Origin of the sequence: Legionella parisiensis, assembly GCF_001467945.1 — a bacterium.
Classification (GTDB): domain Bacteria; phylum Pseudomonadota; class Gammaproteobacteria; order Legionellales; family Legionellaceae; genus Legionella; species Legionella parisiensis.
The window spans coordinates 298,308-315,844 of the sequence record NZ_LNYQ01000006.1 but is presented as its reverse complement, the minus strand read 5'-3'; the positions used below and the strand labels follow the sequence as shown (position 1 = coordinate 315,844).

Below are 17,537 nucleotides of genomic sequence, written 5' to 3'. Positions count from 1 at the left end.
GCAATGCTGATAAATAGTAAATAAATAAAATGATAAGATTTAAAAAACTAGAATTAAATCTTATCTTAATTTATTTCGGATGGAGATTTTTTCATCACTTTTAATTTAAAACTATGCTATTTCCCTTTAATTATTTATCTACAATAGTTTGTTTACGACATGCGTATATAATTTTACCAGTAAGAAGATCTATAAGTTCTCCTTTAGCTCCTGAAGACTCCAAATCACACTGTACGCTCAAATATACTTTCAAAGGGTCAGCTTTTATTCCTCTAATTTTTGATATTAGATGATTCCCTATTTTAACTCGGGCTTCGTAGATATCTTTCACAGTAGCTAGGAACATATTCATGACCTCCATCCAGGGTGACAACAAAATCATCATTCTGATAAAATTTAAACCATACCACTTTAAGTATAGCTCAACTTCTCATGATTGCTAGTGAACTGCATGATATTTGTCGTAACTTCATAAATTGTCACATAACAAAAATATCACATTGGCTATAAGTTTATGGGAAAAGCACGCTTGGAGAACTAATGCAAGGATGGTTTTGTTCACAATTGGTCACAACAAACAATTAAAATAAATATCTTTCCATTTGTTGAGTCGACCTGTGCAGCTTTAGTTATATAAATATAATTTTAACACGGGTTAAACTTGGTGATTTCCGCGTTTTCATCGATAGCGTCTAAAGAGTTTTTTAATTCCTCTAGAGTTGGTCGTTTCTTTGGATCTTTCTCCAGGCAGCTATCTATCAAAGATTTTATCTCAGGTGATGGATCTTCGAATAAATCATACATCAGCACCCCTAGACAGTATATATCCATTTGAGGAGTAGCTAATACGGCTGTTGGTTTTACTGACCAACATTCTGGCGGGATGTGCCAATATTCCTCTTTATATGACTCTACGGTCTCTTGATTTGATTTTTGGAACGCTAAAGGATCGATGGTAGTTCCTGTTGGTACAGAAAGACCTCCATCAATTAAATAGCTTTTTTGCGTGCTGGAATCGTAATAAATGTTATCTGATTTCAGATCAAGCACAGTAATCCCTTTATCATGACAATCTTTTAATGCTTGGATAGCGGAGTGAAAAAGAGTTTTTTGTAATTCAGGAGTTTCAATTATGAGCTTTTCATATGGTTCAAATTGAATGTAGGGCACAACAAGCCTGTAATCTCCTCCCATTGGGAATAAATGAGATTGCTTATCAGAATAAACCGTTTTGAAAAACCTGTGTTTAACCGTAGCCTCTCCCATATCTCCAGGTATCGTAACTGGATTTAAAACCGCAACCGCTTTATTAGAGATAGATTTAAACAGTCTAACCTTGGCATAACCACCTTCTCCAAGAGTTTTTATGGGCGAATACTCTGTTTCTCCATCAGATTCGTACCCTGATTCGTAACCACTATCTTCAGAATTTTTTTTAATTTTGGTTTTGTAACGCGCCATCATGATAATCTCAATGCAATAAGTTTGCTTGATAATATAAATTTGACCGATTAAATTAAAGAAAAATATATTGGTTTCGTATACTGACCTAAATAAAGATGCATCTTATAAAAACCAGAAACATTTTTCACGGACACTCATTCCCAAACGCTTTTTTAATAAATCATGGTCACACTTTAGCTGTATTAATTTTAGCAAATCAAGTTGATATTTTAACATTTATCTCTAAATTATGCAAAAAGCAAACAGATATTGACTAGGCATGTGGGGGAAAAGTCATCGCCCTCACAGGGCGATGGTTTAAAGGATTAATCGGAAGTTTACTATGCAATAAGACTTTCGATTTTGTGAGTAATATCAGAAAAGCTATTAAAAAAACCATTATCCACATACTCAGATGAGCTTTTTCCTTCAGATAATTTTTTTATTAAAATTTCAGTAATTGTAAAAATATCCATTAAAGAAGTAACTTCCAATTCACTATTATGTGGGTAGTGAGCATCCGCTCTTAATTTTTTATACTTATCAATTTTCACTAAAATACGTGTTTTTGCATCCAAATCCGTCTTCTTTGACAAAAAGAACTGATCTTCCTTCTTGATACTAGAGACAAATCGAGTCGAAACAAGCACTTGTTTAATCTCATCTACTATAGCATCTAGTTTTTCTATTAGTATTTGAAGTTCTTGATTAGCATTGTTCATAATATGCTCCTTAGTTACTTTCTCATTTGAGTAACAACAAAAGCAGTACCAACAACAGCCACCGCAATACCAACACCAATTGCAAATTTACCGAGCGTTGATTGAAGAGCGCTTAGCAAATAGGATGATTGCTCGTCACCTGCCGGTTTTATTTTTATAGCAGCTTCTCTACGGTCAGCAGCTTGTTCGGCAACGTCGATGGCATCTTTAAGCTTCTTTTGTTGAGTGTCATTGACAGGCTCTGTTGCAATGTCGCGCGCCGCTTTAAGCTCTGGGCTATATCCACGCAAACCTAGCTGCTCCAATCGCGTATTCAGACTACACAAGTTGAGCGCCCTTTTCGGATCGGTCGAATGATTGGCCAACACTCGGCATAACTCTAATGTTGCTATTGTGCCGCCTTCACCCTGGAGAGCTGAAATCATGTCCACAGACTTAGTCGCAGCATCTTCGATGCTTTGGGCCTTACTCAGGACTTCTTCTTTGGAGAGATTTAATTCCTCTAGACTGAGTATGCAACAAATCTGCCCATCATCGCTGTATTGAACCCAGTCGCCTGGCTTATCCTTATATTTGGCCAGGTACTCAGCAAATCGTCGAAGAGCCTGTGCGTGCAGATTCATTTCAACAACAGCTTTAGGTCCTAAGGATCCGTGCGTTGGGTGTGTAGTAAACGTGCTTATGGGCTGGAAAATTTCAACAGCTGAATGGAATCCGGCAGTGATAAGTCCTGCCGCTGCCAAAGCACCAATAGCAGTTACCTGATCCTTATGTGCTGAGGAGATTGGCGTACCGGAGGGATGTTTCCAATCAATACTTTCAGGAGGGGTACCACAGAACAGGTCCATAGTAACCGCCATCTCACCGAATGTGCCGGACACATGCCCAGTAACTGGCTCAACAACGTCCTTGGTAACAGCCTCAGATACAAGGTAACTCGGCCAAGCTGCGTCAACTAGGGTTTTCGTATGCTGCAGGTCTATTTCCTTAAGTTTATCCTCTGCAAAATCACCCGTATTAAGCAGCCCGTGTCGCTCTTGGACCTTCCATCCTATCGGTGCACGCTCTTCTTTTTTACGTGCGGTATGCGCAGGTGCGGAAAGGCCTCCTCCTTTTAATGACGTTTGTTCTCTGGCTTTATGGAATTGTATTTCAAAGCCACTTACCTCAGAATCAATGGCAGGTATTGTTTGTCCCTTTAGTTTGCGCTGGGCATCGCAAAGCCCTGCCACGTAGGTGTTGTACACATCTTGGGGCTCGCAAAGAGGACCTTTGTATGCCGCTCCAAAGCCTGTTTCATGTTTTTCTATGCCTCCAAGGTCGCCCATAAACGACAGGATACCTTGGCGGGCAAGAGCACCTTCAGGCCCAGCTTTCTTAGCAGTAGCTGTTATTTGAGCCATGTTATCTCGACAATCATTGGCAAGTGATTTGATTGCATCGACGTATCCATTTGGTTTGGGAGTATGTTTTCTCATTTCCACAAGTTCGGTGAGTCTATCGTTGAATCCGATGATACGCCCGGTTCCTCCGTCAGCCATTAACCTGGTGCACATGCTAATTAGGATTTCATCTTTTGCAAGATCTCCGATGACATCACCATCGTGATTTAGCCGCGCCATGACGCAATTGATTCCATCGGCACATTTTTCCATCACAGACAGACTAGCCTCATTCGGATAATAAAGTAAGTGTCGTGCCGTTATTGATTGGTCAGTTGCTAATTCGATTGTTCTCGGATTATTTGCTTGTTCTGGATTGATTCCCCCCACTCCATTTGTAACACCTTTATTAATTTCGAGTCCTTCCCTTGGAGGTGATTTGCGGTGTTTTGTTGGTTCATTGCTCTGTTTGTTTTGCATAATATTTTCCCCGTGCTTAAGTCTGCTTCTTTTTAGAGATCAAAATAAAAATAGTTGGATTATTTTTAATTTTACAAATCATGATTTACAGTCGATATACTGATCATGTTGTTTTTTAATAATACAGGCGTGCGGGTTAACTAAAAATTAACTGAAAATGTAAAGTTTTTTATAGGGGGTATAAAATATTTGGCCTTTTCAATAATCAATGAAGGTGCGGTAAGTAGAATAACCAATATTTTTTCTTGACTTTGCATTGAAAAAAGTTGCGGGCCGGGAAATATTTAACTTACATATTGAAATTGTTAAATGAAATTGAACGTAGCATATAATTATCTTTCGGCGCATAATTATCCCTGGGACGTAAGGAGTAAGTCATTCATGCAAAATGATATCGCTATTTCAATTACAGCGCTTAAAAAGATTTATGATAACGGTTTTAAAGCGCTGCAAGATATCAACCTTGAGATTCGTCGAGGTGAGATTTTTGCGTTGCTTGGACCGAATGGTGCAGGAAAAACGACACTCATTAATACAATTTGCGGTATTGTGCAGCCTACCAGCGGTACTGTTGCCATAGCGGGCTATGACAACATCACCCAATACCGCGAGGCACGCACTGCTGTCGGCCTGGTCCCGCAAGAACTCACGACCGACGCATTTGAAACGGTATGGAACACAGTTACCTTCAGCAGAGGTTTATTTGGCAAGGCAAAGAGTTCTTTATATATTGAGGAGCTACTGAAACGTCTCTCACTCTGGGATAAAAAAGACGAACAGATTCAACATTTGTCAGGTGGAATGAAACGCCGAGTCATGGTAGCTAAAGCGTTATCACATGAACCTGAAATTCTTTTTCTTGATGAGCCGACAGCTGGTGTTGATGTAGAGCTGCGCAAATCCATGTGGGCACAAGTGCGAACCTTACGCGAAACGGGTATTACGATTATTCTTACCACACACTATATCGAGGAAGCACAAATAATGGCCGATCGGGTAGGTATTATTAATAAAGGCAATTTAATTCTGACTGAGGAAAAAAATACCTTAATGGAGAAAATGGGTAAACGTCAAATGATTTTCGTGTTACGCGAGCCACTATCTACCATACCATCAGGATTAAGAGCTTACCCTTTGACGCTGGAAAAAGATGACAATGGTGGTAAATTGATTTTGACTTACGATGCTGAAACAGAGAATGATATTTCAGAAGTATTGGATAATCTAAAATCCCATGGAATACGGCCAAAAGATATCTATAGTCATCAGAGCAGCTTAGAAGAAATTTTCATCGGATTGTTGGGGGTAAAATGAACATACGTGGTGTTCGGGCAATTTATACATTTGAAATGGCGCGTATGTTCCGCACACTTGGGCAAAGCATTGCATCTCCTGTTATCTCAACAGTCCTTTATTTTATTGTGTTTGGGGCTGCTATTGGCTCTCGCATGCAAGCTATCAATGGCATACCGTATGGGGCTTTTATTGTTCCTGGCCTTATTATGCTGACCGTTTTGGGCCAAAGTGTGTCAAATGCATCATTTGGCATTTATTTTCCGCGTTTTACAGGTACTATCTATGAGATTCTCTCTGCCCCACTATCTTTTGTCGAAATAGTGTTAGGTTATGTTGGAGCAGCTGCAACTAAATCGGTGATCATTGGTGTGATTGTGCTCGCAACAGCCTGGTTTTTTGTACCATTGCATATTGCACATCCGCTTTGGATGGCGTTTTTTTTAATTATGACCAGTGTAACCTTTAGCCTACTTGGCTTTATCACTGGAATATGGGCAGATGGCTTTGAGAAATTACAACTGATACCTCTCCTCATCATTACACCACTCACCTTTCTTGGCGGTAGTTTTTATTCCATCCATATGCTGCCTCCTTTCTGGTATCAGATTTCACTGGCAAATCCAGTCGTCTATTTGGTGAGTGGATTTCGCTGGAGCTTTTACGAGCACAGTGATGTGAGTGTCACAATTAGTATTACAATGATCTTAACATTTACCGTAATATGCTTGGTTATTATTGGCTGGATTTTTAAAACGGGGTATGGATTAAAAAAATAAATAGATAGAGAAAAATCCATATCGGCATTGGTATATCTGCAAAAAATGCTTTTTCCCTTACGTTACAGATGTCCCGCTGCCCCATCTTCTTGAACCTTTAGGCCTGTGAGCATATTGTAGATTTTTTTTGCTTGCTTACCATGGATATTAAACTGCATGTAGGCTGTTGATGTACTGAAAAGGTAAATTGAAGTAAAAACCAAGGCAACATTTGCTGAACATTTCATACTAAATCTCCCTTTTTTAACAATTTGCTCCATTTTTCATTGGATGCTTTTCCGTGAATGTTTAACAAAAGGCTAGTGTTTTTTTACCTCGTAGAGAATTTTTTATGAAAACCATAAGCATGGGTAGAGGGACAAAATAAAAAAAGAAATGGGGACTATACTCTATATAACTATTATCGAGTTTTAATAATAGAAAGTATAGCGAGAAAATTATTATGAGTTCTAATTCAAAGATACTAAGCGTGCTTAAAAAAGACATCGAAAAAAAAAAACAAACGTCAACTCCTACGGAAACATCAGATGTTCTAGTTGATACTCCTTACACACATATAACTGTTGAAAAGAGAATAGTTATTACCGATGAGCAAATCAAAAATGAACTTAAGTGGGGAAAAGGTGCTTACATCGGAGGAGGATCTACTTTTCTTAAGTTGAAAAAATCTGATTTAACAGAACGAGAAGTCAGTAATACGGATATCAATCAACGAGCTATAGGTAATTGCTCTATGCTTGCCTCATTAGGCAGCATACTTAAACAAAATCCCTCATTTATAAATGAAATATTACACCTCAACGATGATGGTAAAGTAGAGATTAAATTGCATAACATAGTACGTGATGAAGATGCACATACAATCACGGATGAGATAATTACCTATGTTTTAGATGCGACGAAGTTAGCTACCATCATAACAGATGCTCATACTCATCCGGCTTTATTCTTATTAGAAAAGGCTTATGCAATACACAGGATGCTAACGAATACCGTATCTAAAAATGAAGTAAGCAAATTGGCTGGAAAAACAAGAATAATCTCTCTCGAAATAGCAACCCATCCTGCTCAAACAACGGAGCAGCAATTTAACGTTCCCGCATTAACATATCGGTCATCACTAAAAGGAGGTTCAGCCGAAATGGTTTATGGAGCATTGTTAGGAAACTCAGGGGAGACGATAGGACTCGTAGAGATTAGCCCCAGAGTTAATTTAGCTACAATATTTGAAAATTTTGCTCGAGGAATTTTAATATCAATCTCCCATGTAACTGACGATGAAATAACACCTGAAGAGAGATTACAACCCATTAAAAAACTTGCAGCAGATGTATTAGGTATTCCAAATGATTCACAAGGATTGCAAAGACAGTCTAGGGAAAAGATTGATTTATTTAATCAAATGGTAGAGAGACTTTCTGCTATTCTAACACATATGCCTCGCGCTCAAGCTCAGGAAATCAAAAAACTCGCTGGGGAGTTTGCACAATTGCCTAAACCAAATGTACAAGATATTCATAAACTAATTGATGCCATCTTCTCAGGCAGCCAAAATAAAGACATCGCATCAAAACTAAAAGAATATGTATTCAATGAAATCTCTCAACATCAACGCGGAACAGGCATTTATACTGCAAAGCAAGATGCAATTTTCAGATTACTCCATGATAGTCTTAAGAAGACTGAAGTTGTTGCCAGTGTAAGCACCTCCGAACACGTAGGCACTTCACAAAAAAAAGGAACTCATGGCATTGGAGAAGAAATTTCAAAGGGCTTGGTTGGAGGACATTATTACGAGGTGGTTGATTGCTACGAGCGACAAGATAAAGAGGGGAAAAGCCTTAAATTTATTTTAGTAAGAAATCCATGGAGTGAGACAGCAAGAGAATATGGATGGAAGGGGAAAGAAATTGATGGCGAAACGATTACTGTTTTAAGTGCGCATAAAAAAACACATCTTAAAACACCAAAGGAAAGCAGCCCGAGATTTAATCCGGTCAAAGAGGGTTCGTCTGCGCGAGGGTATGATGAAGATACCTTTCAAACTGAATTTAGAGGCAAAGGATATACCGAAATAGAGTTGACTGACTTTACCAAACGTTTTTGCGATATGACCATTGCCACGATACCGCCTGTAAAAAACCCAGAAGAATTAACCCCTGCACCAGAAGAAGAGGAAGAAGAAACAGTTCGACATAAACGTTAGTAAGCATAACCTGGTTGCTCGCCACCAGGATTTATTAAACAATAAAAATATTATCGGATTTTTTAAGCCTTACACCGTTAGTATTCATAGTAAATACATCCTTCCCAAAATTGCAGTACTGTTGCTTGTGCAAATTTAATTTTGAAGCTTATCTTTCTCTTGTTCAAGCCACTCCAAAAAAGCTTCCCGATCTGATTTGGACAAGTTAAAAAATTTATTTTTAATTGTTTCAATAGGTTGTAGTTGTTTTCTGGGCACTTTGACCCAGGCATCGTTTATATTTATTTTTCCTTGCATCACATTTTCATAGGCAAGGGGATCTTTCTTTTTTAACTTCAAAAGTTGCCCGTCAACAGATCTCGAGCGAGAAGGTAAATACGTAATATTGTTTTCCTGATACAAATTAGGATTCGTATTATCTTGCTCCCTAAGGTCATTATTCAAATCTTTAATAGAGATTTTATTTTCTTTCGCATACACCCTGACGCAGTTATCCACCATACTAATCACATCACCCCAATGAGCTACATGCTGCGTGTTTATATCCATAGCAGACCGCAATAACCACAACATTTCATTGTTAGTAATACCCAGGCCGTCTGATGATTTATCAAGGGCATATTCCCCAAAATTTTTATAAGGATTATTTCTTTTTTTCCAAACCTCCCGTTCAATAATCTGTGATATTACAGAGGGAAGATTTTGAAAAATCAGTTGATTAAATTCACATATATACTGATTAGCTTGAACATGTAGTTCTTCATCAGAAAGGATTGGCCTCTCTTTATTTGATATTTCTTCTGATTGCATTGTAAATCCACTTGTTGAACAATAATAACTTGGTATTTTAAACCTGCTGCATAGTTATCTTAAGCTGATAAGCTTATTAAACTCAATATCCCAAAATAGCGTCTTGCTGCATTGGAACTAATAAAATCCCAGAGGGCATAGCCCGGTTGTTTGCAACCAGTATTTATTTCATCGTAAAAAAATAATATCAGCTTTTTTAAGCCTTAAACCCTTGGGCCAATCGAATAAATAAAAAAACTTGACCCTTTGTAATCTAATTGTAACTATGAGTAAAAGGAGCTCATTTATAGGAGAGGCTAGTGCTCGCAACGAATTTTTTGAAGGCAGTATTTAAATCCAGAATTTTTTTCTTGTTTGTATTTGTCACTACCTCTGCCAATGCCTCTGATCCTCTAATATACATGCGGCCAAACGAAACGCCGATGTTCACTGAATTGTACCAGCGTTATGGCCTGCTTAACCCTCCTGCGGTGCATATTTTTGACAGTGCTGTTTATTTGGGGCAACCCGGTGAAAAAAGCCTACTCATCCCTTCAAGCGTGGCTTTTTTTAATGAAGTAGATCAAACGCTTCGCACTTATCATGAACGCATTGGTAATAAAGAATTGTTTTTTGATCCTCGTGAAACAAACTATGCCTTTTGCCCCTCGAATGGATCACTGCAAATTATTTTTGCTCTCGTTTATGCTATCGCTGCGACAGAACCACAAAAACACTTCCTTTTTGTTGAAAAGATCCCTTTTTATTCATTCCATGAGCATGCAGTGACTTTTCGACCCTATCCAAATGCACGATTTCAGGGCTTTAACGATCCTAGTGAAGTGAAGCCAAAACCAGATGAAATACTGGTTGAATTTGTAACCTCACCTAATAATCCTGACGGCACATTTCGCAAGCCCTATACCCAGGCAAACATCATTATTGCTGATTTAGTCTTTTCTTCACCATCCTATGGTAGTGATGGTACAGGATATATTAAAGACAATATTGCCTGGCTTTCCAAGGCAAGGAATGAGGGTAAACATGTTTTGGCGTTTAATTCTGTTTCCAAAGCGCTGGGAAAACCGGGTTATCGCCTTGGCTATATGTGGTTTCCTATGAGTGATTCATATGCTGCGAGTATTTTTCATAATTTCTTTTCCTATACCTGGAAGTTAACAACAGGAGAAAGCACTCCAGGCGTTGCTGACGCGTTGAATCTTATGTCTGCTCTGATCGCACTTCCTGATGCAGGGCAAGCCCTTCGCAACGATGCCTTTAATACTATTGTTAAGCGGCATAACATTGTCAAAACAGAGATGCTTAAGCGTTATCCTGGAACAGAAGTCATAAGCATTCCAGGCAGTCCTACTTTTTTTGCAAAGCTCAATAGCCCTGACATTGTTAAAATGACTGGCGAGGAGATTTTACTTAAAGATCTTAATGTTGCAGTGGATAATGGTAATGCGATGGGGGCAACAGATGCCTACATTCGCATTAACTTATGTGGCTATAGTGGCGATCTTGCTGAGTTTTTGAATCGCCTCGCTCAAGCTAAAAAATATAATGAAAATGAGCTCTTGGTATCCTCAGCAAATCATTGCAAGCACAAGACGATTCACAGTAGTGAAAACAGCCAGTATGTCGCGAATCTTGATGATTGTATTATTGATGTTGATGCCAAGGATGCTAATGTTGATATCTTATTGCCTCAATTTATTAACTATCAACGAAGCAATTTAATTTCCATCAAAAAAATTGATAATTCGAATCACTCAGTTACCGTGCGGGCAAATCCATTAACGAAATCACTTAAGGATAAAAACGAACAGCTACAAATACAGTGGACGCAACCCTTTTTCGTGAATGGTCAGTGGCAAATTGCGCATTCATAATTTGGCTGCGCTCTTGGAGTTTGGGTGGGCAATTTTGGAGATAGTTAAGTTTTCCTTGGAGAAAAAATGGATTCCTATGTTATTTATCTCATATTGCTTGGCATTATTTTGATAGCTGGCCAAATATTCCAAAAATCTACAATTCCTCTTGGATTAATCTTGGTTATAACTGGAATACTTCTCAGTTTTATACCGTTTCTTCCAACAATTGAACTCAATCACGACCTCGTTTTGAATATATTTTTACCATTACTGGTTTATCAAATCAGTGCATTCAGTTCATGGCGAGATATGAAAAAACAATTTCGCCCTATTGCATTATTATCTATTGGTCACGTGATATTTATTACATTACTGGTTGCCATTGTCATTCATACTTTGACTCCTCAAATAGGATGGCCTGTTTCATTTGTATTAGGAGCCATCGTTTCTCCTCCAGATAGCGTTGCCATTGTGTCAATCGCAGAAAAAATTCGTATACCCGAACGTATTTTTATTATTCTTGAAGGAGAAGGAATATTTAACGATGCAGCTGCTCTGACCCTATTTCGTTTTGCTTTAGCAGCCACTATTACCAATCAAGTATCAGTTGCCTATGCTTTTAGTGCTTTTAGTATAATAATTATTGGCGAAACACTTTATGGATTAGTTTTAGGGCATCTTGTTGGAAGATTAAGAACAAAAATCTCAAATACATCACTGCATGTTATCGCTTCTTTTCTCACACCCTTTCTAGCTTATGTTCCTATGATTAAATTAGGAGGATCTGGAATCATTGCTACTGCTATTGTTGGTTTTATCATCGGGAATCAATATTCATTTCGTTTTAAACCAGCATTTCGCTTAACATCAACCACAACCTGGCCAATGTTTTCATTCACGATTCAATCACTTATCTTTTTATTGGTGGGGTTAGATTTTCGTTCCGTTTATGATCGTATTTCCTCTATTCCTCTAGGGACATTAACTGCATATGTAATTTCTGTGGTCGCTGCAGTGATATTAGGGCGTTTTATCTGGGTATATGGATTTGTTATTACATTACCCAGACTACTATCCCCCTCCTTACGTAAAAAAGATCCTTATCCTCCATGGCAATATTCGTTCATTATTGCATGGTCAGGTATGAGGGGGGGGATTTCTCTTGCAGCAGCGCTTGCAATTCCAACTTTAACGCTACAAAGGAATAACATTGATCTTCGAGATTTATTGGTTTTTTTAGTATTGAGTGTTATTTTTGTGACATTAATCTTACAAGGCTTATCATTACCTTACATTCTTAAAAAGATGGGAATTGATAAAGTAGGCCACTCTGAAAGACAAAAGGAACATTTGTCTGAGCTGCAAACAAGAGTCCAAATGATTAATGCCGCACTTAACTGGCTGCATCAACAAAAGGCACTGATTAAAAATAATACGAGTTTATTAAATGAATTGTCTTTGCATATTAGTGAATACCAATTACTAAAAAATCAATTTGAATCAAGAATCTTAAAACACAATCATCAATTAATTCATGATAAACAAATGAAGAGCATTGAAAACGTATCACTTCTATGCCATGTCATTGAGGTTGAAAAGGACGAAGTATTAAAACTTTGGCGTGAGAATAAAATTAATCTAAGAATGAGAAATAAATTAATAGGGCTTCTGGATCACCAAATTGAGCGTCATACAATTTGATAAATTTTATATTTTTGTCATTAAGATTATGATTTACAAGGTAAATAACCAATACTAATTGGATGTTTTAGTAAGCAGATTAGGAGTTTTTTAATAGCTTGTTTTGGGTCAAAAATGCCCAAATCTTTCTGTAAAGATAGATCAAATATTTGATAGAAAGAGCAATTTATTGATAATATCATCGATTTTTTGGAGAATAAAATGGAGCAATATGCATTTTTTAAAAGACAAGCAATAAAGTCTGCAGTAACTATAGCTTTTGGAGTGGCTGCTATGACGGCGTTTTATGCAGCATACACCACTATTTTTGCTGAACAACAAAATCAACCGCCTGGCTTTGAATTTTAATTGCCTTTTTCTATATACTTGGAAACAGGATCGAGTTGTTCGACCCAAGAGATTCAATTCACAATCACTTACGTACGTTTCTTGAAAGAAATCAGAGTGTTTTTTATCACTCAATAGACTTTACCTTATAAAATAAGCAGAATTGATTTAGGGAAATCAGTATGAAAAGAGCAAAGGATATGCCAAAAAATTATAAATTCCAGGATGATGATAGTTCTGAGGAATCGTGTTACGAAAGTGAGGGAGAAACAGAATATTATCCAGAAAAAGACATTGGTTCAGGAACGTACGCCTGCGCAAGAAAATTTCAATCCCTTGATGGTCAAAAATCACGTGCAGTACTTCAGCCCAGGGATCACGATGATATTGATTTTAACGAAGTTTATAATAAATTTAAATTTTTCAAGACTCTTTACCCTACACAAAACACTGAATTAATAGAACGTGAAGATACTTATCGCCTGGTGCTTCCTTATATTGTTGGTGTACCTTATGAGAAGCTGCGTTTTACTAACCAAAGGCAACAAATAAAACTTTTTATTTCCGCAATTGAAGCATTACAAGATTGTCATAATAAGGGATATATTGTTCTGGATTTAAAAGCGGATAATATCCATTATGACATGAACTCTGGTAAAAGTTATTTACTTGATGGTGGTATTTCCGTAAAGAAGGATGAGCTACTCAATCCTGATATCTTTATTGTAGACACAAATAAAGATCGGATGTCAAAGAAAAAGAAATATAGTCAAATTGCACCTGAATGCTGGTCGAAAAAGCCGATACCAGCCCACAAAAGCATGGATGTTTATGCTCTGGGTTCTATGATGCAATCTCTATTAAAGCCATCCCCGGATGTCAAGCGTCTGATTCAATTATGTCTCGCCCCCAAGCCAAGACATAGACCCACTTTACATTCATTGGAAAAACAACTTCGAAAATTATTACTTCGCCCAGGAAATGAGCAAAACCCACTTCCTGTAAAATACTCAAGTAATGAAAAAAGAAATTGTGACTATTCCTTAAAACTACTAGCAGAACAAGGTATAGTACCTACAAAAAAACAATATAGTAGACTCAGAAAAAATAAAAAAATTCCAAAAGCTATTGTTGATTTCAATAATGCATGCGCCCAGCTCCATGCGTGCCAAAATACAATAAAAAACATTTATTTTGATATTTATAAAAGAGAGACGCTAAACCTAATGCTTCGAGGCGTTATCGAATTTAAGAAAGAATATCCTATCATTGAGAAAAGAGCTCTTATCTTTATTAACACGGAATTATTTAAAAAATTTACACAAACGCAGGCCGTTAAAATTTTAACTGCATTAACCAGCTCAACAGAATTAACTACAAAACTTACTGTCAGTAAATCAAGAAACAGCATTTTCCAAATTCTTAAAAAAATACCTGAAAATGACGAGGCAAATTGGCTGGGTCAACCAAACCAACCTATTCGCAAAGAGTTATCTGGTGTTATAAAGTAGCATGTCCCAAACAGGATTCGTCTAATCTGAGTCACTGCTTATAGTCGCGACAATTTAAGGATTTCTCAACTCTTTGGGCAGTTTAGCTAAAAATGCTTCATCAAAACTTGTCCCCCAATTCATAACCTTCCAGCCTTTACCTTCTTTATGCAAATAAACCATAGCAGTATCAGTAATGGGTTTATTTGGAGCCACTTCAACATAAGCGTAGTTTCCCACGCATTTTTTTGCGGAAATAGTCACGTCTTTTGAAGATACAGCGGTTTTGACTATATAACTCTTAATGGCACGATTTATTTCTTTAACATTATTTGGAGTACAGAGATAGCCACCGGCTGCATGGCAAGAAATAGAAACGACCCCAATTAATAAAACCAATAATTTATTACCCATATAAATGGTCCCTTCATCATGTGATTACTATATAGTAACCTGGATCCAATCATCCTTGAAGTATCAAAAGAGCGCGGTATTTGATTAATGCAATCAAGTTATTTATTAGAAAAAATATTTCCTGGAAATTAACCAATTAGTTTCTATTGGGTTAGGTGTATTACTAAATACAATTGTCAATACAACCTTCTCAGGCATTTTAATCTTCTTTTTGACCATCAAAATAGGTTAGTTGAGATTAAAATGCTCTTTTATTTAGGTAGAACCTCTTTAAATCGCTGGTTGCACATAAAGAGTTTGCGTTGGAAAAGCACATTCAGCGCCACTACCAGCAATAATATCTAGTATCTTCATCAGAATTTCGTGCTGCACATCATAAAATTGAGTTGCTTTTATTGTTTTGCAATAAGCGGAAACCATAATATTTAACGAAGATGGACCAAATTCGACTAAACTTACGGTCACTGCTTGAGATGTATCAATTTCTTTATGATCAAGAAGAGAGTCTTTTATTTCTTGAGTTATTTTATTAATTTTATCTGCATCCTGATAACGAACTCCAATATTGGTTTTAATACGTCGGTGCAGCATCCGCGAGGGATTTTCCACACTTATAGTTAAAAATACACCGTTAGGAACATATAATGGACGTTTATCAAAGGTCCTGATTCGTGTCATTCGCCAGCCAATGTACTCTACAATTCCTTCAATATTTTTATCTGGGGAGCGAATCCAATCTCCTACCTTAAAGGGTCTATCCAGATAAACAACCAGACCACCAAAAAAATTTGCCAGTAAATCCTTGGCAGCCAAAGCAACTCCAGCCCCGCCAATTCCCCCAAAGGCAAGTAAGCCAGCCACAGGAATGTTCATGGCCTGCATAACAAGTAAAAGACCAATAATAACCACTGCAATGGTTAACAGCTGCCGTAATGCATGCACTAGTGTTTTATCCACTTCTTTTGCTTGTTGCTCACAAAGAGCTAAATAAAGATCCTCAAGGCATCTTATAAAACGAACAAATACCCAGCATAATATAGAAACAATGCCTATTTGCTTAATTACAGAGAGATTGGCGATTAAAAAGGAATTCTTTTTATAAGCTAAAAAAATAGAACTGGTGAAAGACAAGCCTAAGAACCAAATTAAAAAACCCATGGGTAAAGTAAATGCTTTTAAAAACGCTTCTGCGAAAAGCATTTTGCTTTGTTCTGCCTTTTTAGTTAAATGACGGCTAATCCGGGCAAGTACCATGTGTACCAGCCCAGTACTTATGATGGCTGTAACAATATAAATAACCCACATATTCACTTTAATATAATCAATCACTGATACCTCCCCCGCTCATTGTCCAAACTACATTCTACTTTGAAGTCTATAATATTGATTTACAGACCCTATTTATTTTAGGTCAATTATTATAGGCGTCTTTATAGTATTTCTTAAGAGTGTTGTACATGGAAACTTCATTAAAAATGTATCGGCTTAAGTATCAATTGCCACAACCATTTTCTATTGCTACACATACCTGGACTCATTTAGAGACTATTTTAGTACAACTTCATTATGATCATTTTATCGGCATTGGTGAGGCAGCTCCGTTTGCACTTTCGACTGGAGAAACTTTTGAGTATGTGGTTTCTCAGTTACAAGAGTTTAAACGTTATACGATTAACCCTAACAACGCGCCACAAGTTTTTTATAAGCTCCTCCAAGACAACATGAACAGCTTTCATGCATCTGCTGCTTTGGATAGTGCCTTTCATGACTTATTAGGAAAGATCATAAATAAACCGGTATATGGGCTTTTTGGTAATGGAAAAAACCGCTCACCTAACAGCGTGACCATACCGGTTTTAGGTTTGAAAGAAACCAAAGCTTATGCGCTGAGTATTGTGCAAAATCATCCTCAAGTACAACTAATTAAGATGAAACTGGAAAATGATAAAATTAATCCTGAAATAGCAAGAATAATTAAAAACGTATTTGCTGAAAATGTAGCTTATATCATTGATCCCAACCAATCCTTTAACGATTCACGGCAAGCGATAGAAGTTTTAAAAGAAATACAATCGATTTTGGGAACTGTTATTGCTATTGAGCAACCCGTAGATAAGCATGATTATCATGGATTATTTCACATAAAAAAGCAGTTTGATGGAGTCAATATTTATGCTGATGAGAGCGTAAACGGTATCGATGAGCTGGAACAATTGATTCATATGAATGCTGTAAACGGAGTTAATATCAAGATCCAAAAAGCGGGTGGAATTTGGAAGGCAAGGCTTCTGGCACAAAGAGCTCATCAAGCGGGATTAAAAGTCATGGTTGGCAGCATGATGGAAGGGCCATTAAGTATTGCAGCAGGTATTCATTTCGCCTCATCAATGTCCAATATTGAATTTACTGATTTAGATAGTGATTTATTCTTATTTCAGGATTTAAATGAATCCATTTTTACTCGATCCCCTTATATTCAGGGCATGAGAATACCTTTTAAAAAGCCTGGTCTTGGAATTGAGGTTAATGAGCGTACTCTGGAAAATCTGGCGCTACAAAAAGTACTGATTTATGAAGAGCTATAATTCAATGGCTGCGTTGTTACATCATTAGTTAATCAGTTTTTGACACATA

Annotated in this window: 15 protein-coding genes; 8 read left to right on the top strand and 7 right to left on the bottom strand. The window is 37.2% G+C overall.

Annotated elements, in window-relative coordinates:
- Positions 1–645: 645 nt before the first annotated feature.
- From Lpar_RS02520 to Lpar_RS02510, 3 genes are all read right to left on the bottom strand, one after another.
- Complete coding sequence (locus tag Lpar_RS02520; protein ID WP_237759330.1) at positions 646–1,464, bottom strand: protein kinase domain-containing protein; 819 nt, start codon at positions 1,462–1,464, stop codon at positions 646–648.
- Between the two features lie 320 nt (positions 1,465–1,784).
- Complete coding sequence (locus Lpar_RS02515; RefSeq protein WP_058516420.1) at positions 1,785–2,165, bottom strand: hypothetical protein; 381 nt, start codon at positions 2,163–2,165, stop codon at positions 1,785–1,787.
- A 14-nt stretch (positions 2,166–2,179) separates the two neighbouring features.
- The gene (locus tag Lpar_RS02510; RefSeq protein WP_058516419.1) at positions 2,180–4,027 is read right to left on the bottom strand and encodes a hypothetical protein; all 1,848 of its coding nucleotides are present in this window, start codon (positions 4,025–4,027) and stop codon (positions 2,180–2,182) included.
- Positions 4,028–4,408: 381 nt separating this feature from the next.
- On the opposite strand from Lpar_RS02510, the gene Lpar_RS02505 reads away from it, so the two are divergent.
- Positions 4,409–5,341, top strand: coding sequence for an ABC transporter ATP-binding protein (locus Lpar_RS02505; protein ID WP_058516418.1), 933 nt, complete (start codon positions 4,409–4,411; stop codon positions 5,339–5,341).
- Positions 5,338–6,099, top strand: a complete 762-nt coding sequence (locus Lpar_RS02500) for an ABC transporter permease (RefSeq protein ID WP_058516417.1) — start codon at positions 5,338–5,340, stop codon at positions 6,097–6,099. The genes Lpar_RS02505 and Lpar_RS02500 overlap by 4 nt, the downstream gene beginning before the upstream one ends.
- Before the next feature lie 62 nt (positions 6,100–6,161).
- Here Lpar_RS02500 and Lpar_RS02495 read toward each other — a convergent pair whose 3' ends face one another.
- Positions 6,162–6,326 carry a hypothetical protein gene (locus tag Lpar_RS02495; RefSeq protein ID WP_156416184.1) on the bottom strand — a complete coding sequence of 55 codons (165 nt, stop codon included), beginning with the start codon at positions 6,324–6,326 and terminating at the stop codon, positions 6,162–6,164.
- Between the two features lie 215 nt (positions 6,327–6,541).
- Here Lpar_RS02495 and Lpar_RS02490 point away from each other — a divergent pair, with 215 nt between their 5' ends.
- Positions 6,542–8,305, top strand: coding sequence for a C2 family cysteine protease (locus tag Lpar_RS02490; protein WP_082650318.1), 1,764 nt, complete (start codon positions 6,542–6,544; stop codon positions 8,303–8,305).
- 135 nt (positions 8,306–8,440) lie between these two features.
- On the opposite strand, the gene Lpar_RS02485 is transcribed toward Lpar_RS02490, so the two are convergent.
- The gene (locus Lpar_RS02485) at positions 8,441–9,115 is read right to left on the bottom strand and encodes a hypothetical protein (RefSeq protein WP_058516414.1); all 675 of its coding nucleotides are present in this window, start codon (positions 9,113–9,115) and stop codon (positions 8,441–8,443) included.
- A gap of 422 nt (positions 9,116–9,537) precedes the next feature.
- Here Lpar_RS02485 and Lpar_RS02480 point away from each other — a divergent pair, with 422 nt between their 5' ends.
- The 4 genes from Lpar_RS02480 to Lpar_RS02470 all read left to right on the top strand — a co-directional run bounded on the left by Lpar_RS02480 (position 9,538) and on the right by Lpar_RS02470 (position 14,510).
- Entirely contained in the window at positions 9,538–10,989 is a 1,452-nt protein-coding gene (locus Lpar_RS02480; protein ID WP_162264335.1) for an aminotransferase class I/II-fold pyridoxal phosphate-dependent enzyme, read from the top strand.
- Between the two features lie 66 nt (positions 10,990–11,055).
- Positions 11,056–12,672, top strand: a complete 1,617-nt coding sequence (locus tag Lpar_RS02475; protein WP_058516412.1) for a cation:proton antiporter — start codon at positions 11,056–11,058, stop codon at positions 12,670–12,672.
- Between the two features lie 201 nt (positions 12,673–12,873).
- A complete protein-coding gene (locus Lpar_RS18730; protein WP_156416183.1) occupies positions 12,874–13,020 on the top strand; it encodes a hypothetical protein in 147 nt (48 codons plus the stop codon).
- 161 nt (positions 13,021–13,181) lie between these two features.
- Positions 13,182–14,510, top strand: a complete 1,329-nt coding sequence (locus Lpar_RS02470) for a protein kinase domain-containing protein (protein ID WP_058516411.1) — start codon at positions 13,182–13,184, stop codon at positions 14,508–14,510.
- A gap of 54 nt (positions 14,511–14,564) precedes the next feature.
- Here the strand turns inward: Lpar_RS02470 and Lpar_RS02465 are convergent, their stop codons facing one another.
- Positions 14,565–14,903 (bottom strand): hypothetical protein, encoded by a 339-nt coding sequence (locus Lpar_RS02465; RefSeq protein WP_058516410.1) that lies wholly within the window; start codon positions 14,901–14,903, stop codon positions 14,565–14,567.
- Positions 14,904–15,173: 270 nt separating this feature from the next.
- On the bottom strand, positions 15,174–16,232 hold the full coding sequence (locus Lpar_RS02460) for a mechanosensitive ion channel family protein (protein WP_237759329.1): 1,059 nt from the start codon (positions 16,230–16,232) through the stop codon (positions 15,174–15,176).
- A gap of 128 nt (positions 16,233–16,360) precedes the next feature.
- Here Lpar_RS02460 and Lpar_RS02455 point away from each other — a divergent pair, with 128 nt between their 5' ends.
- Positions 16,361–17,488 (top strand): enolase C-terminal domain-like protein, encoded by a 1,128-nt coding sequence (locus Lpar_RS02455; protein WP_058516409.1) that lies wholly within the window; start codon positions 16,361–16,363, stop codon positions 17,486–17,488.
- The last annotated feature ends 49 nt before the right edge of the window (positions 17,489–17,537 follow it).